Below are 25,377 nucleotides of genomic sequence, written 5' to 3'. Positions count from 1 at the left end.
ACGTGGAAAGCTTACAAAACAAAACGGCTCTTATCACGGGTGCGGGCAGAGGAATCGGCCGCGCCGCCGCTATCGCTTTAGCCAAAGAAGGAGTCAATATCGGTTTAATCGGCCGCACAGAAGCAAATGTCGAAAAGGTTGCGGAAGAAGTGAAAGCCCTTGGTGTAAAGGCATCATTCGCTGCTGCCGATGTAAAAAACCAAAAAGAGGTTGAACAAGCCGTCTCCTCTATTAAAGAAGAACTCGGTGAGATTGACATCTTGATTAACAATGCCGGAATCAGCAAATTCGGCGGATTTTTGGATCTTACGCCTGAAGAGTGGGAAGACATCATACAAGTTAATGTAATGGGTGTATACCACGTGACACGCGCCGTTCTTCCTGAAATGATTGAGAGAAAATCAGGAGATATCATTAATATTTCTTCTACGGCGGGCCAAAGAGGCGCCGCGGCGACAAGTGCGTACAGCGCTTCTAAATTTGCCGTTCTCGGTCTGACTGAATCTCTCATGCAGGAAGTCAGAAAACACAATATCCGTGTCAGCGCAATGACTCCGAGCACGGTTGCCAGCGACATGTCTATTGAATTAAATCTGACAGACGGCAATCCGGAAAAAGTCATGCAGCCTGAGGATCTTGCAGAATATATGGTTGCTCAATTGAGATTACATCCGCGCATTTTCATCAAAACTGCCGGTTTGTGGTCAACTAATCCTTAAACAAAAGGGGACCTGTCTTCACGACGGGTCTTTTTTGTTTCCGCAAATCCGAATAAATAGGCATAAAAATCCGTTTTTACAGAAAAAAGAGTGAAAAAGAAACCGATATCAGCTATAATTAAACTAAATAAACTATGTACCAAATGTTCATTGAGATTACTTTTCCCCGCCTCCAAAAAACAAATCTATACAAACCAAACTGTCCGAACGATAAAAGGGAAAACGGGATATAAAGAGAATATTTAGTACATGGAATAATTTGTTAGAAGGAAGGATGTGCACATATTGAAAGAAGAAAAAAGAAGTTCAACCGGTTTTTTAGTGAAACAAAGAGCTTTTTTAAAGCTTTACATGATTACAATGACAGAGCAGGAACGGCTTTACGGACTGAAGCTTCTCGAGGTGCTGCGTTCGGAATTTAAACCCATCGGTTTTAAGCCGAACCATACTGAGGTGTACCGTTCACTTCACGAACTTTTGGATGACGGGATTTTAAAGCAAGTAAAAGTGAAAAAAGAGGGAGCCAAACTCCAGGAAGTCGTTCTCTATCAATTTAAAGACTATGAAGCTGCGAAGCTTTACAAAAAACAGCTGAAGACAGAGCTTGACCGCTGCAAAAAGCTGATTGAAAAAGCCATTTCAGATAATTTTTAAATCCGGCCGGAACGCACCCGGCCTCCCGGGCTCAAAAGGTTTGTAAGGTATGTTCTGTGATTCATTATACATAATAGCAGGCTCGGAACAATACATATCAATAGAACCTTCAAACTTGACATCGACTCTTGAAGTGGTAACATAAAAAACGTGTGAAAAATACGAACAAAATACGAACAAGGGAGATGTTACCGATCTTAGATCAAAAGAAAGTTGCTTTTATCGGAGCAGGATCAATGGCTGAAGGAATGATATCAGGCATGGTCCGCGCAAAAAAAATTCCCAACCAAAACATCTGCGTGACAAACCGCCGCAATACAGAGCGACTTGCTGAATTGGAACATCAATACGGAATTCAGGGCATTGCTTTTGACAGCATGAAAACCGAAGATATTGATGTCTTTATTTTAGCCATGAAGCCGAAGGATGCCGAAATCGCTCTGGCTGCGCTGAAACGGCGTATTCAACCTCATCAAATCATCCTGTCTGTTCTGGCAGGCATAACAACCTCATTTATACAACAATCATTACATGATCGTCAGCCTGTTGTAAGAGTGATGCCGAACACATCCAGCATGATCGGCGAATCGGCAACAGCTGCGGCTTTCGGAGACCATGTCTCTTACGGTTCAGCAAAAACCGCGGTATCCCTTTTGGAATGCCTCGGGGAAGTGTACGTGATCAAAGAAGATCAGATGGACATTTTCACCGGCATCGCAGGCAGCGGACCGGCGTACTTTTATTATTTAATGGAGTTTATTGAAAAAGCAGGTGAAGAAGCCGGCTTAGACAAACGGCTGTCCCGCAAAATCGGCGCGCAAACGTTATTGGGCGCCGCTAAAATGCTGATGGAAACGGGTGAAAAACCGGATGTGCTTCGGGAAAACATCACCTCTCCAAACGGCACGACGGAAGCCGGCCTCGATGCGCTCAGGTCAGAAGGCGGCGGAGAAGCCATTGCCAAAGCCATTAAACACGCGACCGAACGTTCTATTGAGATCAGCAAAACAATTGAAAAAACGGCTGCACTATAATCGTTAAAAAACAGGAGTGATACAGTGACGTCTCGGACGAAGATCAAAAGAGTCGCGGTGAAAATCGGCAGCAGCTCACTGACGAGCCTGCATGGGGAAATCAGCAGAAGAAAGCTGGAAGCATTGGTGGATCAAATCGCACAGCTGAAAGACAGCGGCTATGAAGTGATTTTAGTATCTTCCGGCGCAGTGGCGGCAGGTTATCGGAAGCTCGGATTTATTCAGAAACCGGAAAGCCTCCCTGAAAAACAGGCTTCCGCTTCCATCGGGCAGGGATTATTAATGGAGGCTTATTCAAAGCTGTTTTTAGCGCACGGTTATGTCGCATCACAAATTTTAATTACAAGAAGCGACTTTTCCGATGAATACCGCTACCATAATGTGCGCAATACGATGAACGTCCTTTTGGAACGGGGCATTATTCCGATTATTAATGAAAATGACACGGTCACAGTCAACCGGCTGAAATTCGGAGATAACGATACACTCGCAGCGAAGGTGGCAGGTTTAATTGATGCCGACATGCTTGTGATTTTATCAGACATTGACGGTTTATATGATGATAATCCGCGCAGCAACCCGAAAGCGAAAAGAATCAGACATGTAAGTGACATCACTCCGGAAATAGAAGCAAGCGCGGGAGATGCCGGGAGTGAAATGGGAACCGGCGGAATGCGTTCGAAACTGGATGCTTTTAAAATTGTGATGGCCTCCGGTATTAAAGGCTTTCTCGGGCAGGCTAACATTCCGGACATTCTGCTTCAAGCGGTAGATGAGGCGGCTGAAGGAACTTATTTTGAAGCGGAAGGAACCCTGCCGTTAAACCACAAAGAACAATGGCTTGCATTTAATTCCGGCCCCGAAGGCGAAATTGTGATGGAAAAAGAAAGCAGCCGCGATGTCGCGAACGGAAATATGGAGCTGTCACCGCAGGACATCGAGCAGATTAAGGGCAGATTCAGCAGCGGAGCGGTTGTCAGGCTGCTTGATCAGCAGGGAGAAGAGCTCGGACTCGGCATCGTCAACTATTCCTCAGCCCAGCTGAAGACTTTTAAAGAAACGCCGCCCAAACAGACCGATCAATCAGTCATTGATCCGGAAGCGTTTGTCTGCCACGTTGAACTATCCATTCCGATCGGCTGAGAAAGATTTATAAAAATATGAAAAAGCCCGAGGCTTCGTTTTGAAGCTCGGGTTTGTTTTTTATTGATATTGTTCAAGTTTGGAGAAAAATTGAATGACAAAATGATAGAAATCATTTGCAGACGGAGCCAGTTCCCTTCCTTTTGGTTTAATAATGCCTACGGTACGCTTCACTTGAGGAAATTCAATCGGAATTTTGACCGTGAACCGGGGTGTGGTTTCTGCAAAGGTGCTTTCAGGTAATAAAGTAACGCCCATCCCCGCGGAGACTAATCCTTTAATGGCATCTAAATCCTCGCCTTCCGTCGATACAAGCGGCGCAAAGCCGGCCTGTCTGCAAGCGTCAATCGCCATGTTACGGAGAATAAACCCTTCAGGAAATAAAACAAATTGGTCGCCGCGCAGATCAATTAAATGAATATTTTTCTGTTTGGCAAGCGGGTGGTGCAGCGGAACAAGCGCGTAAATCTTTTCCGTGAATAAGATATTGCCTGTTATGTCGGGGAATTCCGTCGGAACGGGGCCGAGCAGCGCCGCATCTATATCCCTGTTTCTTACGGCTTCAATTAAAAACTTATAAGACCCCTGGCGGAGCAAAAACTCAACGTTCGGGTATTCCTCTTTAAATGCCGAAATCACCGTCGGCAAAAGCTGGCTTGCAAGGCTCGTCGGAAATCCTATTTTGACGGTTCCGCGATTCGGATCAAGATATTCATCAATTTGTTCCTTCGCGTAATCAATTGCTTTCATCGCTGTTTTAACATGTTCTAAAAATTGTTTGCCGATCGGCGTTAATTTAATATTTCTGCCTTCCCGTTCAAATAAAGTGACTTGCAGCTCTTCTTCAAGATTTGCAATCTGCCTGCTGATGGCGGATTGTGCGACATGCAGATGATCAGCCGCTTCTGACACATGTTCCCGTTCTGCTACCTCCATAAAATACCGAAGCTGGCGTAATTCCATTGCGTTCACACCTATCTATCTCATTTTGAGATGTATTTGATCTAAATTATATATTGTTTATATTGTTTTGAAAACTTACAATTAATTTAAAGTTGTCAGATTTTATGACCGATAATTAACGGAAACTGATCGGGGGAGAGGAATTATGACTTACAATCAAATGCCGAAAGCACAAGGTCTCTACCGTCCGGAATTTGAGCACGATGCATGCGGAATCGGCTTGTATGCCCATTTAAAAGGGAAACCTTCACATGACATTGTCAAAAAAGGACTGAAGATGCTTTGCCAGCTGGATCACAGAGGAGGACAGGGCAGTGATCCGAATACGGGTGACGGCGCCGGCCTGATGGTTCAGATCCCTGATGCTTTTTTTAAGAAAGAGTGCGGAGAAATGAGACTGCCGGAAAAAGGCCGTTACGGGGTAGGAATGGTCTTTTTCTCGCAAAATGAAGCGGAAAGAAAAAAGATCGAAAAACAGGTGAATGCATTCATTGAGCAGGAAGGACAGATCGTTCTCGGCTGGAGAACCGTCCCTGTAAATGTCGGAAAAATCGGAACAGTGGCACAAAGTACTTGCCCATATGTGCGTCAAGTATTTATCGGAGCCGCAAACGATTTGAAAGACAGCCTTGCTTTTGAACGCAAACTGTATGTCATCCGGAAGCAGGCGGAAAATTGGGGCGTTCAAGAACAGCTTGATTTTTACTTCGCAAGCTTGTCAAGTCAGACTATTGTTTATAAAGGGTTGTTAACGCCTGAGCAGGTTGACGATTTTTATTTGGATTTGCAGGATGAAACCTTCGTATCTGCATTTTCACTCGTTCATTCAAGATTCAGCACAAATACCTTTCCTACTTGGGAACGTGCCCATCCGAACCGCTATCTGATTCATAACGGAGAAATCAATACGCTCCGGGGCAACATCAATTGGATGAGAGCGAGGGAGCAGCAGTTCGTTTCAGAAAGCTTCGGAGACGATCTTCACAAAGTGCTGCCGATTTTAAATGCTGAGGGCAGTGACTCATCCATTCTTGATAATGCGTTTGAATTTTTCGTGATGGCGGGGCGGAAACCGGCACATACGGCAATGATGCTGATTCCGGAACCATGGACGGAAAACACTCACATGTCTAAAGCGAAACGGGCTTTTTATGAATATCACAGCTCTTTAATGGAGCCGTGGGACGGGCCGACAGCCATTTCGTTTACGGACGGAAAACAAATCGGCGCCATCCTTGACCGTAACGGCCTGCGTCCGGCACGTTACTATGTGACAAAAGATGACCATATTATTTTCTCATCTGAGGTCGGCGTTATTGAAGTTGAGCAGGAGAACATTCTTCATAAAAAACGTCTGGAGCCCGGAAAAATGCTGCTCATTGACTTAGAGGAAGGCCGGATTATTTCAGATGAAGAAGTAAAAACAGAAATCGCCAATGAATTCCCTTATCAAAAATGGCTTGAAGAAGAATTGGTTCAAGTGAATCCTGACCCGGAAATCCGGGAAGAGGAACAATTCGATGATCTTCTCGTCCGTCAAAAAGCGTTTGGCTATACGTATGAAGATATCCAGAAGTATTTAATTCCTGTTATTAAAGAAGGCAAGGACCCGCTCGGCTCTATGGGAAATGATTCGCCGCTCGCCGTTTTATCCGATCGCGCCCAATCACTGTTTCATTACTTTAAACAGCTGTTTGCGCAAGTCACAAACCCGCCGATTGACGCGATCCGCGAGCAGCTTGTGACCTCCACGGTGACATGGCTCGGAGCCGAAGGCGATCTGCTGCATCCGAGTGAAAGAAATGCCCGCCGCATTAAACTGTATACTCCTGTATTATCAAACGAACAGTTTTATGCGCTAAAAACACTTGTGCACCCTGACATTAAGAGCCAGAACATCCGCGCGCTGTTTTCCGATGACCTAGAAAAAGGCCTGAAGGATTTGTTTCAGCAGGCGGAAAAAGCGATCAAGGAAGGCGTATCTCTGTTAATTTTATCTGACAGGGCAATGAGTAAGGAATTGACGCCGATTCCGCCGCTCTTGGCCGTCAGTGCGCTGCATCAGCATTTGATCCGCCAAGGTCTGCGAACAAAAGCAAGCATTATCGTTGAATCCGGGGAAGCGCGTGAAGTTCATCACTTTGCGGCTCTCATCGGGTATGGTGCCGATGCTGTCAATCCGTATTTGACTTACGCTACGTATAAGCAGGAAATCGATGAAGGACGGCTTGATATTCCATATGAAGAAGCTGTCAGCAAATACGGAAAGAGCGTAACAGAAGGCGTCGTGAAAGTGATGTCAAAAATGGGGATTTCAACTGTGCAAAGTTACAGGGGCGCCCAAATTTTTGAAGCGGTCGGCATCGGTGAAGACGTTATCGCCAAATACTTTACCGGTACTGCATCTCAGCTTGGCGGAATCGATATCGAAACGATTGCGCAAGAAGCGAAACAGCGCCATCAAGCGGCGTACAAGGATGATTACAGCCAAACTCTTGAGCCGGGTAGTGAATTCCAATGGCGAAACGGGGGAGAGCACCACGCTTTCAATCCGAAAACCATCCATACCCTGCAATGGGCGTGCCGCAAGAATGATTACAGCTTGTTTAAGCAGTATTCTCATGCAGCGGATGAAGAACGAATCGGATTTTTACGCAATCTGTTCGCCTTCAAAGAAGACCGCAAGCCTTTAAAATTAGAGGAAGTTGAATCAGCTGCGTCCATCGTGAAACGTTTTAAAACAGGAGCGATGTCATTCGGTTCATTAAGCAAGGAAGCCCATGAGGCTTTAGCGATAGCGATGAACAGGCTTGGCGGAAAAAGCAACAGCGGAGAAGGCGGCGAGGACCCGAAACGTTTTGTTCCGGATGAAAATGGCGACGACAGAAGAAGTGCGATTAAACAGATCGCTTCCGGCCGTTTCGGCGTAAAGAGCCATTATCTCGTCAATGCGGATGAATTGCAGATCAAAATGGCGCAAGGGGCGAAGCCGGGAGAAGGCGGTCAGCTTCCGGGCAACAAAGTATATCCTTGGGTCGCGGATGTCCGTGGTTCTACACCAGGTGTAGGGCTGATCTCACCGCCTCCTCACCATGATATTTATTCCATTGAAGACTTGGCGCAGCTGATTCATGATTTGAAAAATGCAAATCGAAGCGCGCGAATCAGCGTCAAGCTCGTGTCAAAAGCCGGTGTCGGCACGATTGCGGCCGGTGTGGCAAAAGGCACTGCGGATGTCATCGTCATCAGCGGCTACGATGGCGGAACGGGCGCGTCGCCGAAAACAAGTATTAAACATACGGGTCTTCCGTGGGAGCTTGGTCTTGCAGAAGCTCACCAAACGCTGATGCTGAACGGTTTACGGGATCGCGTGGTATTGGAAACGGACGGTAAGCTGATGACAGGCCGAGATGTCGTAATGGCCGCCTTGCTCGGTGCGGAGGAATTCGGCTTTGCTACAGCGCCGCTTGTCGTTCTCGGCTGCGTTATGATGCGCGCCTGCCACTTAGATACATGTCCTGTAGGTGTCGCGACGCAAAACCCGGAGCTCCGCAAAAAATTCATGGGCGACCCTGACCATATCGTAAATTACATGCTGTTTGTCGCAGAAGAAGTGCGTGAATATATGGCAGAGTTAGGCTTTAAGACGCTTGATGAAATGATCGGACGGACAGACGTTCTTCATGTCAGTGAACGTGCGAAAGCGCATTGGAAAGCGGGCCAGCTTGATTTATCCACACTGCTGTACCAGCCTGAAGGCGTACGCACTTTCCGTACGGCGCAAAACCATAAAATCGACGAGTCGCTTGATATGACGGTTATTCTTCCGGCGGTGCAGGCTGCAATTGAAGCCGGTCAGGAAGCGGAAGCTGAAATCAAGATTAATAATACAAATCGCGTAGCCGGAACCGTGACGGGAAGTGAAATTTCCAAACGCTACGGAGCGGAAGGCCTGCCGGATGATACGATCAGACTTCATTTTACCGGATCAGCCGGACAGAGTTTCGGAGCATTCGTCCCTAAAGGGATGACGCTTCATTTGAACGGGGATTCAAATGACTACGTAGGCAAAGGGCTTTCAGGCGGAAAAATCATCGTGAAGGCGCCTGATGCCTTCAATTGTGAAACACACGATAACGTTATTATCGGGAACGTCGCATTTTACGGAGCAACAAGCGGGGAAGCGTACATTAACGGGCGCGCCGGTGAACGTTTTGCAGTCCGTAACAGCGGAGTCAATGTCGTTGTAGAAGGTATCGGAGACCACGGCTGTGAATACATGACAGGCGGCCGGGTTGTCGTCCTCGGCGAAGTCGGCAAAAACTTCGGGGCGGGAATGTCAGGCGGTATCGCATACGTCCTGAGTGATGATGCCAAAGCATTTAAACGCAAATGCAACATGGAAATGATTTCATTTGAAAAGCTGACGAATGAGGCGGAGATCAAAGAAGTGCAAGAAATGGTCAAACGGCATGCAGCGCTGACAAACAGCAAAAAAGCCGCAGATCTCCTGGACAATTGGGAAAAAGCCGCAGAAACCTTTATCAAAGTCATTCCGAAAAACTATAAACAAATGCTCCTCAGCATCGAAGAACAAAAAGCGGCGGGTTTATCAGAAGAAGACGCAATTATGTATGCTTTTGAAGCCAATACAAAGGTCCTCCAAACGCCTGCCAAAGATCAAAAACAAGCGGTAGTACAGTAAGAAAGGGGAGAGGAACATGGGGAAACCAACTGGATTCATGGAAGAAAAACGAGAAAAACCGGCTGAGCGGGACCCTCTCACTCGCTTAAAGGATTGGAAAGAGTATTCGGCTCCATTTTCAGATGAAGCGTCAAAACGGCAGGGGGCGCGGTGTATGGATTGCGGCACACCGTTTTGCCAAATCGGCGCTGATATCAACGGTTTTACGTCCGGCTGCCCGATTTATAATCTGATACCGGAGTGGAATGACCTCGTCTATCGGGGGCGCTGGAAAGAAGCCTTGGAGCGCCTTCTGAAAACGAATAACTTTCCTGAATTCACAGGGCGGGTCTGTCCCGCTCCTTGTGAAGGATCTTGTACGCTGGCTATTTCAGATCCGGCTGTTTCAATTAAAAACATCGAGCGGACGATCATTGACAAAGGTTTTGAGAACGGATGGATTCAGCCGAGAATTCCCGCGAAACGCACAGGTAAAAAAGTCGCTGTCGTCGGTTCAGGCCCGGCAGGTCTGGCAAGCGCTGATCAGCTGAATCAAGCCGGTCATTCCGTAACAGTCTATGAGCGTGCCGACAGAGCCGGCGGCCTGCTGATGTACGGCATTCCGAGCATGAAGCTTGAGAAAAATGTCGTCGAACGCCGTATTAAGCTTTTGACGCAGGAAGGTATAGATTTTGTAACAAATACCGAAATCGGCGTTGACATAACGGCAGATGAGCTGAAAGAACAATTTGATGCCGTCATTTTGTGCACAGGCGCCCAAAAGCAGCGCAATCTGCTGATTGAAGGCCGGGAAGCAAAAGGCGTCCATTATGCGATGGACTATTTAACACTGGCGACGAAAAGCTATTTAGATTCCAACTTCAAAGACAAACAATATATAGACGCTAAAGGGAAAGACGTCATCGTAATCGGCGGAGGAGACACAGGGGCTGACTGCGTGGCAACCGCGCTGCGCCAAAAAGCACGCAGCGTGCACCAGTTTGGGAAACATCCTAAACTTCCGCAAACGCGCACGAACGACAATATGTGGCCTGAACAGCCGCACGTCTTTACCCTTGAATATGCCTATGAAGAAGCGCAGGCAAAGTTCGGCAAAGACCCGAGAGAATATTCAATTCAGACGACAAAAATGGTGGCCGATAAGCAGGGCCGCTTACAAGAGATTCACACCATTCAAATGGAAAAAGTCAGAAACGAATTCGGAAAGTATGAATTTCATGAACTGCCCGGGACAGAAAAAGTATGGCCTGCTCAGCTGGTGTTCATCGCCATCGGTTTTGAAGGGACAGAACAGCCATTATTGAAACAGTTCGGTGTCGATTCGGCAAATCATAAAATTCAGGCGGCATATGGGGATTATAAAACGAATGTTGACGGTGTTTTCGCCGCAGGGGATGCGAGAAGGGGCCAAAGCCTGATTGTATGGGCGATTAATGAAGGCCGGGAAGCAGCGCGCGAAGTCGACAGTTATTTAATGGGGAGCACTGTTTTACCGTAAATAAAGGGGTTTATTTATAAAACCGGCTGGGATCAGCCGGTTTTTCGTATTGAAATGAAACCTCCTTCTTCTTTTATTGGTCATATAAGGGTAACGTGGAAGATAACATATGGATTTTTGTTTTACAGAGTGGAGAGATTGTTTTCTTCCGCAGACTGAGACGATTTGCAAGCCTTGAGCCGTTTATTATGACGCCTTCAAAAACGTGACGGGCTCTGTGTGTCTTCAGTCGATTTGCGGGCAGATTTTAATTGATGAAGAAAAACATATTGAATTTCAAGCGGAAGCGCTAATAAACAAATAAGGGAACGGAGGGGTCCGCTCCTCCTTTTTTAAACATCTATACGAAAGCCGATATTGCCGAACTGCCGTCCTTCCCGCATTCTGTTAAAAGCGGCAGCTGCTTCACTGAGAGGGTACATGCGGTCGATAATGGGACGGATGCCGCAGCGGTTTACCAATTCCAGCATATCCGCGAATTCCTCATTGCTTCCCATTGATGTACCGAGTATATGAATCTGCGGAAAAAATAGCGAGCGAATAGGAAATCCGAGCTGATCGCCTGAACTGGCGCCAAATGTTACGATCCGGCCATTCGGTTTAATAATGTCAAGATAGTGTTGAAACAAGGCGGGGCCTATACCGTCAAGTATGATATCTGCTTTTTCGCCATTCAGCGCCTCATTCCAGTCACCGTAGCTGTCAATCGCCCGGTCTGCACCGAATGACAGTGCGGTTTGTTTTTTGTTTTCACTGCGGGAGGTGACGCTGACTGTCGCTCCGATAGCTTTTGCCATTAATAAGGCGTAAGTTGCCACGCCGCTTCCGATGCCCGGAAGGATAAGGCGTTCGCCTTTTTTTAATTGTCCTTTTGTAAATAAGGCGCGATAAGCGGTTAATGCTGATAACGGCAGCACGCCCGCTTCCTCCCAAGTCAGGTGTTCGGGTTTTAAAACGGCGTTTTCCGCAGGAACAATGATATAAGGTGAAAATGTTCCGTCGCTCGGACCGCCTAAAATATCAGGGACGGCTGGTACGTCCTCAACAGTCTTCTAATTCAGCACCGGGTTGATGATGACTTCTGCATGCAGTAAATGAGACCGGACGCCGTGTCCTATTTCGGTTACGATCCCCGCGCCGTCTGAACCGAGAGTGAATTCATGGTTTCCGGTTTCGTGTTTTTTCATTAAAAACAAATCACGATGGTTTAATCCGGCTGTTTTCAGCTTTATTTTTACTTCGCCGTTTCCCGGCCTTTTGTCAGGTGCCTGCCTGAAATCAAAGCCATTTTCGTGTATGATAAGGGCATTCATCATTCTTCTCTCCTTTATGATTGATGAGAAAGATTTTACAGGCTGTATCAGCTGCAGTAAATAAATGAAAATTGATAGCCGGCTATCAATAAAAATCATAGCAAGAAGGTGCCCTTACATGGAAAGCGGAGACTTAAAGATTTTTCAGGCTGTCGCCCGCAAAGGAAGTATTTCAAAGGCGGCAGAAAGCCTGCATTATGTTCAATCAAATGTGACAAACCGGATTCAGCAGCTGGAACGGCAATTGCAAACACAGCTTTTTTACCGCACAAATCGGGGGATGACGCTGACGCCCGCAGGTGAAAACTTATTGAAAGACGCAGACAGAATCCTTCAATTGCTGCATGAGGCGCAAAAAACGGCGCAAGAGGCAGGCGATCTGAACGGCCCGCTTCGAATCGGTTCTCTTGAAACGGCGGCAGCCGTCCATCTCCCTCAATTTTTCACGGAGTATTGCAGCCGCTACCCGAAAGTACAGCTGTCTCTGTCAACGGGTGATACACATACCTTAGTGCAGCGCGTCTTACACTATGAGCTGGACGGCGCTTTTGTTTATGGTCCGGTCGAATACGAAGATCTTGAGCAAGTCGCTGTATTTCAAGAAGAATTGGTCTTGGTTTCAAATAAGCGGGAAGGCAGTTTGCAAGACTTGTTGCGAGATCCGATTCTGTATTTTGCCGCGGGCTGTTCGCACCGCCGTAAAATAAAAAACATACTGAAAGAAGAGGCAGTGCCCGCACATAAAATCATTGAATTCGGTACGTTGGAAGCCATTATTGGGGCGGTGCAGGCGGGGATGGGGGGTTCCTTTCTGCCTGCATCAGCCGTCCGTTATTTTCAAAACAGGAAAAATCTTTTTCTTCATGAGCTTCCTGAACAGTTTCGGGATATGAATATATCATTCATCTACCGGAGTGATTTATTTTTGACATCGGCGTTTGAAGAACTGCTAAATGGATTAAAAGCATTACCGAACGGAAGATGAGAAAACAGGACAGCTGTGTACGCCAATTTTTTTCGTTCTGGTTTTTCTTAAAAAAACTTTCTTTTTCGGAAAATTTATGTATAATAAAAGAAAGTTTTTCGGATAAAGTATCTGCAATGATAAGGACATGAGACATTTTAACCGGCCATACAGAGAGGGAGGGCGCGGCTGAGACCTTCCCGGCACGAAGAATGAGCTTACCGCCTTTTGAGCTGTATCGGTGAACGAAAGCAGCCGATACCGTATAGCCGCGTTACGGCAAAAATGAGCCGTCACTTGAAGTGGCGGGAATTTGGGTGGAACCGCGGGTCTGACACACACTCGTCCCTTCTTTTGGGATGAGTGTGTTTTTTATTTTATTAAAAATAAAGGAGAGATCAGACCGTGAAGAAGCCACACATTGTGATTACTTTTCCTGATGGAAAACAAAAAAAATACCGGAAAGGCGTTACGTTAGAAGAGATCGCTCAATCAATCAGTCCGAGTCTGAAAAAGACGTCTGCCGCCGGAAAGGTAAACGGATCGTTATATGACCTTAGAAGAAGCATTCATAAGGATGCGGCGATTGAACTGTGCAGTTTTCAGTCTGAAGCGGGACTGGAAGTGATGAGACACACAGCAGCACACGTATTGGCGCAAGCGGTAAAACGTCTGTATCCGAAGGTTTGTTTAGGGATCGGACCCGTTATTGACAATGGCTTTTATTATGATTTTGATATGGATGAAACATTTACTGAAAAAGACCTGGCCGTCATTGAAAAAGAGATGAACCGAATCATTTCGGAAAATCCGGAAATTATCAGAGAAGAAATCTCCAGAGAAGAGGCAGAGCAGCTGTTTGCTCATGAACCGCTGAAGCTTGAGCTCTTAGCGGGTATTTCGCAGACTGATACAATCAGTATATACCGCCAGAGCGAATTAATTGATTTATGCCGGGGTCCGCACTTGGCGTCTGCCGGACAGATAAAAGCTTTTTCGCTCACTCATGTATCAGGGGCTTATTGGCGCGGCGACAGCAACCAAAAAATGCTCCAGCGCATCTATGGAAAAGCATTTTCCTCAGAAAAGGAGCTGAACAGACATTTTCAGGTGTTGAAAGAGGCGGAGATGAGAAATCATCGGAAATTGGGAGCGGAGTTACAACTTTTTATGTTTTCGGAAGAAGCGCCGGGTATGCCTTTTTATCTGCCGAACGGTCAGTTTATCCGAAACACGCTTGAATCATTTCTGCGTTCAAAGCAGGATGACTATCATTATCAGGAAGTGCGCACCCCTATGATGATGAACCAGCGTCTTTGGGAGCAATCCGGCCACTGGGATCATTATAAAGAGAATATGTATTTCTCAGAAGCTGATCATCAGCGCTTCGCGTTAAAGCCGATGAACTGCCCCGGTCACATGCTCATATTTAAAGAAAAGCTTCGTTCTTATCGTGATCTTCCGATTCGGATGGCTGAGTTCGGTCAGGTGCACCGTCACGAATTCAGCGGGGGGCTTAATGGCCTGCTCCGCGTCAGATCTTTTTGCCAGGATGACGCACACATTTTTGTAACGCAGGATCAGATCGAGAGTGAGATCGCTTCGGCGCTGCAGCTGATTCACGAGGTGTACACCGCATTTGGTTTTTCCTATGATATTGAGCTGTCAACAAGACCGGAAGATTACATGGGAAGCGAACACTTGTGGGACAGGGCTGAGAGCGCATTAGAAAAAGTATTAAAAGAACAGGGATATCGTTTTCGGTTTAATCGGGGAGATGGTGCATTTTATGGACCGAAAATTGATATTCATATAAAAGATGCGCTGAACCGGAGCCATCAATGCGCCACTGTCCAACTGGATTTTCAAATGCCGGAAAAATTTGATTTAACATATATTGATGAAAAAAACCAAAAAGTCCGTCCTGTTGTCATTCACCGGGCGGTATTCGGATCTCTCGACAGATTTCTCGGAATCATTACAGAACATTTCGGGGGAGCGTTCCCTTTATGGCTTGCACCGGTACAGGCAAAAATCATCCCAGTATCAAACACCGCACACCGGGACTGCGCAGAACAGGTGCACCTGCAAATGAAGAAAGCGGGTATCCGGGCTGAGCTCGATCAGCGCGATGAAAAACTCGGCTATAAAATCAGAGAAGCACAAATGAAAAAAATACCGTATATTGCGGTTGTGGGGGATCAAGAGTGCCGCCATCAATCTGTACATGTACGGCAATACGGGCGGGAAGACACATTTGAAGAGAATGTGAGTGATTTTATTTCCCGGATCATAAGAGAGGCAAAACAAAAAATAGAGATTTAATAAAAACAACATTGACATATCGTAAAATCACGATATAATAAAGCGTATGAAACCTATTGATGTTTTTAAAGCGTTGTCTAATGGGTCACGGCTTGAGATTTTACAATGGCTGAAAGAGCCGGACCGTCACTTCGCACCGCATGATGGCATTGATATGAATGAGATCGGAGTGTGTGTCAGCCAGATCACCGATAAGCTTCAGATGACACAGTCAACGGCTTCTCAATATCTTTCCATCCTTCAGCGGGCGGGCCTTATCCAAACAAAACGGATTGGCAAATACACCTATTATAAAAGAGATGAAGACGCGATAAAGGCGATGGCCGATTATTTTCAGCGCGAAATGTAGGGCTGAATCCTTTAGAAGAGGGATTCAGTTTCTTTTTCCGACTACACATCGACATATTGCGATTTGTTTCTGTTTTTTAACTCTTTATATCGATATATCACAATATATCTTTATATAAATCATCAATGAAGGAGTGTGTCAGGTGCAAAATACCTGGAAGATTTACATTTTGGCAATTATCAGTTTTTTAGTGGGGACGTCTGAATATGTGATATCAGGGATGCTTGATAAAATTGCAGGTTCCTTGGGAGTTACTGTGGCAGCGGCAGGGCAGCTGATTACGATTTTTTCACTTGTTTATGCAATCGGAACGCCTGTCATGATGGCCCTTACAGCAAAACTGGACAGAAGGAAGCTCATGATCTATGCTCTGGGGCTGTTTGTTATCGGGAATATCATTTCTTTCCTTGTGCAGGGATTCGGCTTATTTGCGGGAGCGCGGGTGATCATGGCGCTTGGAGCAGGAACCGTGGTGGTCACCGCGCTTACGATCGCAGCAAAAATCGCTCCCCCGGGAAAACAGGCAAGTTCTCTCGCAACCGTCATTATGGGGTTTACGGCGGCGCTCATTATCGGTGTTCCGATCGGAAGAACCGTGTCTGAAGCTTTCGGCTGGAAAGTGGTTTTCGCCGGAATTGCGGCAATTGGAATCATTGCCATGCTTATTATACGTTTCGCGTTGCCTGAGATAAAAGGAGATAAACCGGTGCCGCTCATTCAGCAATTTTCTCTTTTGAAGAAACGAAAGGTGGCTGTCGGGCTGGCCATTACGTTTTTTTGGCTCGGAGGCTATTCGGTTGCGTATACGTACCTTTCTCCGTATTTACTGAACGTCACTCATATCGGCAGCGGAATACTGAGTACATTGCTGCTTATTTTCGGTATTGCAAGTCTTGCCGGTTCTAAAGCAGGCGGTTTCAGCGCAGACAAATGGGGGACGCGTATGACATTAACCGGCGGAATGGCGCTTCATGCTATCATGCTCATGTTATTGCCGTTTGTGACACATTCTGCTTTCGGAGCGGCGGCAGTACTTATATTTTGGTCTTTCGCCGCCTGGTCATCTGGGCCTGCTCAGCAGTATCATTTGGCAACGATGGAGCCTGAATCATCGGGTGTATTACTCGGCCTCAACCAGTCTGTGATGCAGCTGGCTATGGCGGCCGGGGCGGGCATCGGGGGCATTGTTGTCACTCATCTGTCTCTTGCGTCAGTGACATGGATCGGATCAGCGGGTGTTGTCATCGCGATGTGCGGTGTGCTTTCGCTTGCGTCATTAACGTCTGAAAAAACCTCATCTGAATACAGTGCAGAATAAACAAAAGCCTCGTTTCTCAGCTTGAGAAACGAGGCTTTTTGTCTTGTTATTTTTTATAATTTTTCAAGTTTACGCCGATTGCGGCTCCGTTTCGGCTTGAGTCGGCGACTCCGGTGAAGGTGCCGTTTTCACGGTCGATCAGGATGCTTTGCACATTCCCGATATCAACCGGGCTGCTGCCGAATTTATGCCCCATTTCGTTCAGTTTTGTGCGGGCTTCTTCCGGCACTCCTTTTTCATATCGATAGGATGTCATGCTGTTTGTGTAAATTCTCGGCTCTTCGACCGCCGCTTTCAGATCCATGCCGTACTCAACTTTGTTCAGGATCGTTTGCAGGACGGAAGAAATAATCGTTGCTCCGCCGGGGGAGCCGACAGTCAGGACGGGTTCGTTATTTTTGAATAAAATAGTCGGAGTCATGCTGCTGAGCGGACGTTTATTCGGCTGCACTTCATTTGCGCCGCCAGGCACCGCATCGAAGTCTGTTAACTCATTATTCAACACAACGCCGTATCCGGGAACCATAATGCCGGAACCGAACAGCTGTTCAATTGTTGTCGTATAAGATACGACATTGCCGAAGCGATCAGTTACCGTGAAGTGAGTCGTTTGGCCTTCTTGTTTGTCAGTCGGCTGCTCCACTTGTTTATAGTTTGCAGAACCTTCCTGATAGGCCCAAGGATCGCCAGCTTTCGGTTTTTTATTGACTTTATCAATATCTATCAGCTGTCTGCGGGCATTGATATAATCTGGATTCAAGAGACCTTTGAGAGGGACGTTGACGAATTCTGGGTCCCCGGCAAATGCGGCGCGGTCAGCATAAGCCAAATGCATCGTTTCTGCGAGAAGCTGATATTTTTGCCAAGAACGGATATCATATTGAGAAAGCTTAAAATCATCCAAGAGGTTCAGCATTTGCAACAGGAAAACACCGCCCGAGCTTGGAGGAGGAGCAGTTGCGATATGATAGCCCTGGTAATCTCCCCAGATCGGTTCGTCAATCGTCACATTGAAGTTTTTAATGTCTTTTTCTGTCATTGAGCCGCCGAATTCCTGCACTGTTTCCGCAAGCTTTTTGGAGAATGCACCGTCATAGAATGCTTTTGTGCCTTTGTACTTAATAGCTGTAAATGTTTTGGCTAAGTCTTTTTGGATGAGTGTGTCTCCTTCTTTCAGAGGTTCTCCGTCCGGAAGAAACACGTCTTTTGCAGCAGTGTGTGATAACTTGTCTTTATAATCTGAGATGGCATCAGCTAAAACCGAATCAATCGGAAAGCCTTTTGAGGCAAGTTTAATGGAAGGGGTGATGAGTTGTTTCATGGAGCGTGTGCCCCATTTGTCGAGCGCTTTTTCAAGTCCTTTTAATGTTCCCGGAACACCGACTGCAGTCCCTTTCGTAACGCGTTCGGAGAAAGGAATGGCTTTGCCGTTTTCGTCAAGGAACATATCCGGTGTTGCGCCTGCCGGTGCGCGTTCCCGGCTGTCGATAATGGTGGTGTCTTTCGTCTTCGCGTCATAAACCATCATAAATCCGCCGCCGCCGATTCCCGACATCATAGGTTCAGTTACGTTTAATGCGAATTGAATGGCAACCGCGGCGTCAACTGCATTGCCGCCTTTTTTCAGCACGTCGGCACCGATTTGTGAAGCGAGAGGATGGGCGGTGGCAACCATGCCGTCTTTGCCGACATCTACCTGTTTGTAGTCGTCATAGGAAAACGGGTGTTTCTTAGCCTGAGCGTGATAAGGGATGCTTCCGGCCGCGAGCAAAGTACTGAGCAGAACGATAAAACAGAGATTCATAAACTTTTTCTTTTTCATAGTCTGCCTCCTTTGTTTTCCGCTTACAATTATAGAGTAAGTAAAATGTGCTGTTTTCACAAGTGACAAACGGAATAGTCCGGTGTGCAAAAAGTTGGGGTTTCTGTGTGAATGTAATCAGTCGCAAATAGGCTAAATGGGAAACCGGACTGAAAAAGCTGTGAAACAAGCATAAAGACAAAAAATAAGCTACAATAAACAAAACAGAATTCACTCACATGACATATGAAAGGAACGTGAGCCATGTATTTAACGATCAAAGAGACCGCTGAGTTTACCAGTCTTCCTGAAGAATATGTGCACAATCTTGTTTTGACGAATAAAATAAGAGCCGTCCATGACGGACAGCAATATTTAATCAACAAGGAACAATTTCAAACCCATCTCGAACAGCTGGAAAAATATAAGGAAATGATTCAAGAGTTTTTAAATGAGCCGCTTCCTGAAGACATTGATGTAAAAGATGAAGACTAGGACACAATTTCATATTGTGTCTTTTTTTTCATTTTTTTCGGTTGCTCACAAAAAAACGGATGCTCAGATTTCATTTTAAGGCCGTTGTTTTCATTTTTTAATACCTTAAGTATCAATTTGTTTAAAAGCTTGTCATCTGGCTGAAAATGATGTTTTTGAGGAATTTGTTGAAACTGCGTATCTGATTCACCTTATGTAACACTATGTATATTATGTTACATAAGACTCTTTACCCTTTATCATTCAACGGGTTTCGGCTATAATAGTAACATAACGCTCAATATGTTACTTTACCAATTATAAGGGGTTTTTTGATGCATATCGTACAGCCGATCCGAAGTTTGGAGAAGATCCAGGAAGTCAAACAGTATTTAATGAAGAAAAGTGATCGTGATTATTTTTTATTTATTTTCGGCATGAACAGCGCACTGCGGATTTCTGATGTTCTGCCGCTTCGCGTGAGGGATGTAAGGAACAAAGACCATGTGTGGGCAACCGAAAGCAAAACGAGAAAGAAAAGAAAAATTCTGATACTGGAGTCTTTAAAGGCCGACATATACGCTTATACAAAAGACATGAAAGAGGATGACTATTTGTTTAAATCGAAACGTACGAATAAGCCCATATCCCGGATTCAGGCATACAGAATATTAAAGGAAGCGGCTGCCGCTTGCGGGTTGGAGGAAATCGGGACGCATACGCTTAGAAAGACGTTCGGGTATCATTTTTATCAGAGGACAAAAGACATTGCTGAACTGCAGAGGATTTTGAATCATTCTTCTCCGTCTATTACAATGCGTTATATCGGAATAGATGAAGATACGACGAGAGCCGCCTATAAAGTGTTCGGAGGGCTGTAGACTTGAAAAAAACGGCCGCCAGCGTTACTATAATAGAAGCAGGCTCTAGTAGCACAGCGGATAGTGCAGCAGTTTCCTAAACTGCAGGTCGGGAGTTCGAATCTCTCCTAGAGCGTTTTTTGTATGAGATAGGCGCAGCTTAATAATGCCGGCAAAACAAAACCCCCTTTGTTATACAAGGGGGTTTTGAGTTGAATATCTTGTAAGAATCTCGTGGAAATGATGTGAAAAAAGCCCGCTGTAAGCGGGATTTTTCTTATATGACAGCATCAAATTGATTGACTTTCCAAACGTTGTTTTCTTTTACAAATGTTACATCGCGTTTTGCTGACGGAGAACCGTCAAGAGTCGGTACAGTGAAGCGGTATGTTTGAGCGCTTCCTTTTTTAGAAAGAAGGGTCATTTTCGCTTTTTTCCAATTCAGGAGGTTATCTCCGTCGCCGACAGGAACAGCCAATTTGCCGTCTTTTACAGTGAAGTGGTAATCTTTGAGCCCTTTGTCAATCGCTTGCTTTGTAAAAGCGGGTGTCAGATATTTTACGGCTTTCGCTTTTGTTCCGAGGTCTTTGCACATAAATACATATTGCAGATTTTGATATTCAAACGGTTCAGATGTGCAATTTGCGTTTGATTTAAGCGCACCGCCGCTCATTGTGTTCCAGAAATGTTCTCTCGCTGACAGGGCCAGCTGAAGTGCTTGTTTTTGTGTAAGGTCATTAGGTGAAGTTTTTGCGGTCGCCGCAGTTCCCAATGACAGAATCAATGTAATAGTAGTGAGGAATAATAGCCATTTTTTCATGATATAATCTCTCCTTCAATCAATCTCTTTCTCTTATGTTACAAATGTTACAATAATTACGGTAAGATTACAATACCTTTTCAGAAATATTATCCGGACTTTTTATTTTTATGGTTTATTTCCATGTAAGACGTGAGAAAAAGATAAAGAGTTTCATTGAACAAAAGGTTTTTCCAAGCTGTCTGCTGAATAATAAAATGGAAGAAAATCAAAAAAGGAGTCCTACATATGGAAGTACAAGATCATTTAGAAACAGAGGAAGGCCGCGGCCAGTCTGTCTGGCGATCGATGTCACTGTTTTTAGTGCCGCTGCTTTTAAGCAATGTATTGCAATCTGTCGGCCAATTGGTCGGAATGGTATTTGTCGGAAGGTGGCTCGGAGTCGATGCGCTTGCCGCCGTATCGTCTTTTTTTCCGCTGTTTTTTCTGCTGATCTCCTTTACGATCGGAATCGGTTCGGGAAGTTCCATTCTAATCGGGCAGGCTTACGGCGCGAAAAACGAAGAGAGGATGAAGGCGATTGTCGGCACTACACTGGCTTTTACCTTTATGATCGGTGTTGTTCTGGCAGTTGTCGGCAGTGTGTTTACGCTTGATATTCTGCGGCTGATGGGAACGCCGGAAAACGTAATAGATGTCAGTGTCCGATATGCGCGCATTTTGTTTTGCGCAATGCCGCTGATGTTTTTATATTTTGCGTATACGACATTTTTACGCGGAACGGGAGATTCAAAGACTCCGTTTTATACGTTAATCGTCAGTACAGTCATAAACATCGGGCTCTTGCCCTTATTGATTCTCGGGCTTTTCGGACTTCCGAAGTTCGGCATTTACGGTTCGGCGTATGCAACCGTGATTTCAAACATCGTGACATTTATCGTACTCATGGTTTATTTGCGGAAAAGGAAACATCCATTGGCATTTGACCGGACTGCGCTCCGTTCTCTTAAAATGGACAAAAAGCTGCTTGCGCTTTTACTCCGTCTCGGTATTCCGTCGAGCATCAATATGATTCTCGTGTCACTTTCTGAAATTGCGGTCATTTCATTTGTCAATCATTACGGATCAAACGCGACGGCTGCTTACGGGGTTGTCAACCAAGTAGCGAGTTATGTGCAGATGCCGGCGGTAAGCCTCGGTATCGCCGTTTCAATTTTTGCCGCCCAATCCATAGGAGCTAATCAATTCGGCCGGCTGAAGCAGGTCATCAAAGTCGGCATCGGCCTGAATTATTTGATCGGCGGGGTTTTGATTGTGCTGATTTATACCTTCTCCCGGCAGATACTGGCTTTGTTTTTAACCGATCAGGATACACTCCACATTGCCCGCAATCTGATTATGATTACCCTTTGGAGCTATCTGATTTTCGGTCACGCTCAGATTGTTTCAGCAACAATGCGGGCGAGCGGTACGGTGTTATGGCCGACGATTATCAGCATTTTTGCGATTTGGGGAATTGAAGTGCCTGTGGCCTTTATTCTTTCTCATTATACGAATCTCGGCATTCTCGGCATTTGGGTCGGTTATCCGGCGGCTTTTGTCGTCAGCCTGCTGCTGCAATACGGATATTACCGGTTTGTATGGAAGAAAAAACAGATTACCCGGCTGATTCAATAAGGTTTTACCGCACATCGCTCAGTTCATACGGGCGATGTTTTTTTTAGAGAAGGAAAATGAGTTTAGAAAATGGAATTCCTATACATGCTAGAAAACAAGGAAAGGGCAGGTGCTTATGACGATTGAACATACGACTTATTTAGGGGTTTCAGCCATTAAAGCGGAGACTGATCAGGCTGAATGCATCATTGTGCCGGAGTGGGGATCAAATGTCATATCGCTTCGGGATAAAAGAACCGGTATGCGGCTTCTTAGAGAACCGGAAACTGCGGAGCAATTCCGCGCAAAACCGATGCTGTACGGCATTCCCGTTTTATTCCCGCCGAACCGGATTACGGACGGGACGTTTCGTTTTGACGGCCGCGCGTATCAATTTGAGATAAACGAAGAGGATAAACATAATCATATTCACGGCTTTCTTCACAATCAGCATTGGAAAGCGGCGGCACCGAAAGAAGAGGGGGATGGAATGACAGTCGAAACAGAAATTGATCTTTCAAAGATTCCCCGTGTTCATAAACAATTTCCGCACGATATCATTGTCCGGATGACCTATACATTAAAAGACAATGTGTTTACGCAGCGGGCGCTGATTATCAACAAGGGAACGGAGGCTTTTCCTTGGGGGCTCGGCTATCATTCAACTTTTGTTTTCAATGAAAAGCGATCACGTCTATTTTTGACGGCTGACCGCATGTGGGAATTAAATGAACGTTTCGTACCGACAGGCCGTTTATTGGATGTGCCTGATAAAGAAGCGTTTCGTCAGGGGATGTCTTTGAAAAATAAACAGTTTGACGATGTTTTTCTTTCTTCCGGACGGAATGGCGGCAATAACGAAGCTGTTATTTATCATCCGGATGAGAAATTATCCGTTTTGTATCAAGCAGACATGTCTTTCAAGCATTGGGTGGTATATAACGGTGACGGAAAGCAAGGGTTTGTCAGTCTTGAGCCTTATACTTCCGTTACAGATGCATTTAATTTGAATCAGCCTGCATCACTGACAGGGCTTCAGATTCTGAAACCGGGCGAAGAAGCGGCTGCGTCATCCAGGATCACCATTTTGCATGATGAAGAATAGGAAAGAGGCGGGATAACATTGAAAACATATGTGAAACGCTTGAGCGCGGTGATTCTGCTTTTGATCATTGCCGCAGTTCCTTATATTGATGATGCGGCTAAGGCGGCTGAACAAAAAAATACTTTACAAAAAGAGCTGGAACACATTCTGGATGAAGAACCTGCTTTAAAGGGAGCTTCAGCGGGCGTCAGTGTCCGGTCAGCAAAAACAGGGGAGGTGCTGTTCGGCAGCCAGGAAGATATGCGGCTGAGGCCCGCATCACTGATGAAGCTGCTGACGGCATCTGCGGCGCTTTCCGTTCTCGGAGAAGATTACACCTTTAAGACAGAAGTACGGGCAGACGGCGCCGTGAAAGGAAAACAGCTGCGCGGAAACCTTTATCTCAGGGGAAAAGGCGATCCGACCCTATTGGCTTCTGATTTTGAGAAGATGGCTAAACAGGTCAAAGCCAGAGGCATCCATGTCATTAAAGGAGATCTGATCGGGGATGATTCGTGGTATGACGATACCAGGTATTCAGTTGATCTTCCGTGGAGCGATGAAGGCCAATATTATGGTGCGCAAGTATCAGCTCTTACCGCTTCCCCAAATGAAGATTATGATACCGGAACGGTGATTGCGGAAATCAGCCCGGCGAAACAGCCCGGTAAAAAGCCGCGCATTTCAATTTCTCCCCATACGGACATCGTTCGTGTGAAAAATGAAGTGAAAACCGTCGCTTCTGATGAAAAGAAAGAATTGACGGTTGAACGGGAGCACGGTGGCAATGTGATTACGATAAAGGGAACCATACCTGCCGGCTCGGCAAAGGTAAGAGAATGGGCGGCGGTGTGGGATCCGTCGTCCTATGCTTTAGATTTATGGAAACAAGCGCTTACTAAACAGGGTATAACTGTAAAAGGGAAAATCAGAACAGGGCGAATGCCGCACCGCACCCAGCTTGTCACATCACGGACATCCATGCCTCTTTCAGAATTATTGATCCCGTTTATGAAACTGAGCAACAACGGGCACGCCGAAATTCTGATCAAGGAAATGGGAAAAGTGAAAAAAGGGGAGGGCAGCTGGGAAAAGGGCTTGGACGTGATGAAATCGGAGCTCAAATCGTTCGGGCTGAATCCGGATGAATTGATTGCAAGAGACGGATCCGGCGTTTCTCATATTAACGGCGTATCCGCCGGCCAAATCGGAGAGCTTTTGTATGCGGTTCAGAAAGAAAAGTGGTACCCGTCTTTCCTTCGGTCGCTCCCTGTCGCCGGCGCAAGTGACAGAATGACGGGAGGAACCCTCCGGAATCGGCTGAAGGGCACCCCGGCGGAAGGCAAAATTAAAGCGAAAACCGGGTCACTAACATCAGTCAGTTCGATTGCCGGCTATGCAGACACAAAAACAGGAGATACGCTTATTTTTTCCGTGCTTCAAAACGGGCTGCTTGACGAAGATGACGGAAAAGACATTGAAGACAAAATCGCAGTCGTGCTGGCAAATCAATAAGAAGGGCCGGATCCTTAGAGGATTCGGCTTTTTTTGATGTCTGTAAAACATTATATTGCGATTATGAATCAATCTTTTCAAAAAGTAATATCGGCAATATACTTCCTTTTTTTTACATGATACTTTCTTACTTGTTCACCGATTTTTCATTTTTTAACGTAAAACTTCTTTTCAGGAGGCAAAACCTTTTTAAAAGCGCAATTAATTATACATTTTATTCCTTATTATAGTGTTTAAGAACC

The 25,377-nt window shown here is 45.8% G+C and carries 18 protein-coding genes, 1 tRNA gene and 1 pseudogene; 16 read left to right on the top strand and 4 right to left on the bottom strand.

What is annotated here, in order from left to right; all coding sequences use genetic code 11:
- Nucleotides 1-2 precede the first annotated feature (2 nt).
- From MY7_RS08335 to proB, 4 genes are all read left to right on the top strand, one after another.
- On the top strand, nt 3-719 hold the full coding sequence (locus tag MY7_RS08335; protein WP_029326154.1) for a 3-ketoacyl-ACP reductase: 717 nt from the start codon (nt 3-5) through the stop codon (nt 717-719).
- A gap of 285 nt (nt 720-1,004) precedes the next feature.
- Nucleotides 1,005-1,373 (top strand): replication termination protein, encoded by a 369-nt coding sequence (rtp, locus tag MY7_RS08330; RefSeq protein ID WP_003153833.1) that lies wholly within the window; start codon nt 1,005-1,007, stop codon nt 1,371-1,373.
- 185 nt (nt 1,374-1,558) lie between these two features.
- On the top strand, nt 1,559-2,407 hold the full coding sequence (proC, locus tag MY7_RS08325) for a pyrroline-5-carboxylate reductase (protein WP_069007403.1): 849 nt from the start codon (nt 1,559-1,561) through the stop codon (nt 2,405-2,407).
- A gap of 24 nt (nt 2,408-2,431) precedes the next feature.
- On the top strand, nt 2,432-3,550 hold the full coding sequence (gene proB / locus MY7_RS08320; RefSeq protein WP_007611899.1) for a glutamate 5-kinase: 1,119 nt from the start codon (nt 2,432-2,434) through the stop codon (nt 3,548-3,550).
- A gap of 60 nt (nt 3,551-3,610) precedes the next feature.
- On the opposite strand, the gene MY7_RS08315 is transcribed toward proB, so the two are convergent.
- Nucleotides 3,611-4,513 (bottom strand): LysR family transcriptional regulator, encoded by a 903-nt coding sequence (locus MY7_RS08315; protein WP_007611897.1) that lies wholly within the window; start codon nt 4,511-4,513, stop codon nt 3,611-3,613.
- Nucleotides 4,514-4,658: 145 nt separating this feature from the next.
- Here MY7_RS08315 and gltB point away from each other — a divergent pair, with 145 nt between their 5' ends.
- Nucleotides 4,659-9,218: a glutamate synthase large subunit gene (gltB, locus tag MY7_RS08310; RefSeq protein ID WP_007611896.1), complete on the top strand. Its 4,560-nt coding sequence runs from the start codon at nt 4,659-4,661 to the stop codon at nt 9,216-9,218.
- Nucleotides 9,219-9,234: 16 nt separating this feature from the next.
- Nucleotides 9,235-10,716 (top strand): glutamate synthase small subunit, encoded by a 1,482-nt coding sequence (gltD, locus tag MY7_RS08305; RefSeq protein ID WP_007611890.1) that lies wholly within the window; start codon nt 9,235-9,237, stop codon nt 10,714-10,716.
- Nucleotides 10,717-11,048: 332 nt separating this feature from the next.
- On the opposite strand, the pseudogene MY7_RS08300 reads toward gltD, so the two are convergent.
- A pseudogene (locus MY7_RS08300) lies at nt 11,049-12,029 on the bottom strand (zinc-binding dehydrogenase).
- A gap of 118 nt (nt 12,030-12,147) precedes the next feature.
- On the opposite strand from MY7_RS08300, the gene MY7_RS08295 reads away from it, so the two are divergent.
- From MY7_RS08295 to MY7_RS08280, 4 genes are all read left to right on the top strand, one after another.
- Entirely contained in the window at nt 12,148-13,014 is an 867-nt protein-coding gene (locus MY7_RS08295; protein WP_007611884.1) for a LysR family transcriptional regulator, read from the top strand.
- Between the two features lie 384 nt (nt 13,015-13,398).
- Nucleotides 13,399-15,318, top strand: a complete 1,920-nt coding sequence (thrS, locus tag MY7_RS08290) for a threonine--tRNA ligase (protein ID WP_007611881.1) — start codon at nt 13,399-13,401, stop codon at nt 15,316-15,318.
- Between the two features lie 46 nt (nt 15,319-15,364).
- Entirely contained in the window at nt 15,365-15,667 is a 303-nt protein-coding gene (locus tag MY7_RS08285) for an ArsR/SmtB family transcription factor (protein WP_007611880.1), read from the top strand.
- A 142-nt stretch (nt 15,668-15,809) separates the two neighbouring features.
- A complete protein-coding gene (locus MY7_RS08280; protein WP_007611879.1) occupies nt 15,810-16,985 on the top strand; it encodes an MFS transporter in 1,176 nt (391 codons plus the stop codon).
- 46 nt (nt 16,986-17,031) lie between these two features.
- On the opposite strand, the gene ggt is transcribed toward MY7_RS08280, so the two are convergent.
- Complete coding sequence (gene ggt / locus MY7_RS08275) at nt 17,032-18,807, bottom strand: gamma-glutamyltransferase (protein ID WP_007611878.1); 1,776 nt, start codon at nt 18,805-18,807, stop codon at nt 17,032-17,034.
- A gap of 243 nt (nt 18,808-19,050) precedes the next feature.
- On the opposite strand from ggt, the gene MY7_RS08270 reads away from it, so the two are divergent.
- From MY7_RS08270 to MY7_RS08260, 3 genes are all read left to right on the top strand, one after another.
- Entirely contained in the window at nt 19,051-19,281 is a 231-nt protein-coding gene (locus MY7_RS08270; protein ID WP_003153848.1) for an excisionase family DNA-binding protein, read from the top strand.
- Nucleotides 19,282-19,595: 314 nt separating this feature from the next.
- Nucleotides 19,596-20,141, top strand: a complete 546-nt coding sequence (locus tag MY7_RS08265) for a site-specific integrase (protein WP_003153850.1) — start codon at nt 19,596-19,598, stop codon at nt 20,139-20,141.
- 42 nt (nt 20,142-20,183) lie between these two features.
- Nucleotides 20,184-20,256: transfer RNA gene (locus MY7_RS08260), tRNA-Arg, on the top strand.
- Between the two features lie 141 nt (nt 20,257-20,397).
- On the opposite strand, the gene MY7_RS08255 is transcribed toward MY7_RS08260, so the two are convergent.
- On the bottom strand, nt 20,398-20,940 hold the full coding sequence (locus tag MY7_RS08255) for an IseA DL-endopeptidase inhibitor family protein (protein ID WP_007611874.1): 543 nt from the start codon (nt 20,938-20,940) through the stop codon (nt 20,398-20,400).
- A 228-nt stretch (nt 20,941-21,168) separates the two neighbouring features.
- Between MY7_RS08255 and MY7_RS08250 the strand changes: the two genes are divergently transcribed.
- From MY7_RS08250 to dacB, 3 genes are all read left to right on the top strand, one after another.
- Nucleotides 21,169-22,557, top strand: coding sequence for an MATE family efflux transporter (locus tag MY7_RS08250; RefSeq protein WP_007611871.1), 1,389 nt, complete (start codon nt 21,169-21,171; stop codon nt 22,555-22,557).
- Between the two features lie 115 nt (nt 22,558-22,672).
- Nucleotides 22,673-23,641 carry an aldose 1-epimerase gene (locus MY7_RS08245; RefSeq protein WP_007611866.1) on the top strand — a complete coding sequence of 323 codons (969 nt, stop codon included), beginning with the start codon at nt 22,673-22,675 and terminating at the stop codon, nt 23,639-23,641.
- A gap of 18 nt (nt 23,642-23,659) precedes the next feature.
- Nucleotides 23,660-25,135 carry a D-alanyl-D-alanine carboxypeptidase/D-alanyl-D-alanine endopeptidase gene (gene dacB / locus MY7_RS08240; RefSeq protein ID WP_007611864.1) on the top strand — a complete coding sequence of 492 codons (1,476 nt, stop codon included), beginning with the start codon at nt 23,660-23,662 and terminating at the stop codon, nt 25,133-25,135.
- Nucleotides 25,136-25,377: the final 242 nt, after the last annotated feature.

It is taken from the genome of Bacillus sp. 5B6 (assembly GCF_000259405.1).
Taxonomy (GTDB): domain Bacteria; phylum Bacillota; class Bacilli; order Bacillales; family Bacillaceae; genus Bacillus; species Bacillus velezensis.
The sequence above is the reverse complement of the archived record's forward strand: the minus strand, read 5'-3'. Positions and strand labels throughout refer to the sequence as shown.

Bases quoted from the DNA above. Each gene is read 5' to 3' on its own strand.
- ggt (WP_007611878.1), bottom strand. From the start codon at position 18,807: ATGAAAAAGAAAAAGTTTATGAATCTCTGTTTTATCGTTCTGCTCAGT.
- MY7_RS08245 (WP_007611866.1), top strand. From the start codon at position 22,673: ATGACGATTGAACATACGACTTATTTAGGGGTTTCAGCCATTAAAGCG.
- MY7_RS08250 (WP_007611871.1), top strand. From the start codon at position 21,169: ATGGAAGTACAAGATCATTTAGAAACAGAGGAAGGCCGCGGCCAGTCT.
- gltD (WP_007611890.1), top strand. From the start codon at position 9,235: ATGGGGAAACCAACTGGATTCATGGAAGAAAAACGAGAAAAACCGGCT.
- MY7_RS08265 (WP_003153850.1), top strand. From the start codon at position 19,596: ATGCATATCGTACAGCCGATCCGAAGTTTGGAGAAGATCCAGGAAGTC.
- proC (WP_069007403.1), top strand. From the start codon at position 1,559: ATGTTACCGATCTTAGATCAAAAGAAAGTTGCTTTTATCGGAGCAGGA.
- MY7_RS08255 (WP_007611874.1), bottom strand. From the start codon at position 20,940: ATGAAAAAATGGCTATTATTCCTCACTACTATTACATTGATTCTGTCA.
- MY7_RS08315 (WP_007611897.1), bottom strand. From the start codon at position 4,513: ATGGAATTACGCCAGCTTCGGTATTTTATGGAGGTAGCAGAACGGGAA.
- gltB (WP_007611896.1), top strand. From the start codon at position 4,659: ATGACTTACAATCAAATGCCGAAAGCACAAGGTCTCTACCGTCCGGAA.
- MY7_RS08295 (WP_007611884.1), top strand. From the start codon at position 12,148: ATGGAAAGCGGAGACTTAAAGATTTTTCAGGCTGTCGCCCGCAAAGGA.
- MY7_RS08285 (WP_007611880.1), top strand. From the start codon at position 15,365: ATGAAACCTATTGATGTTTTTAAAGCGTTGTCTAATGGGTCACGGCTT.
- MY7_RS08270 (WP_003153848.1), top strand. From the start codon at position 19,051: ATGTATTTAACGATCAAAGAGACCGCTGAGTTTACCAGTCTTCCTGAA.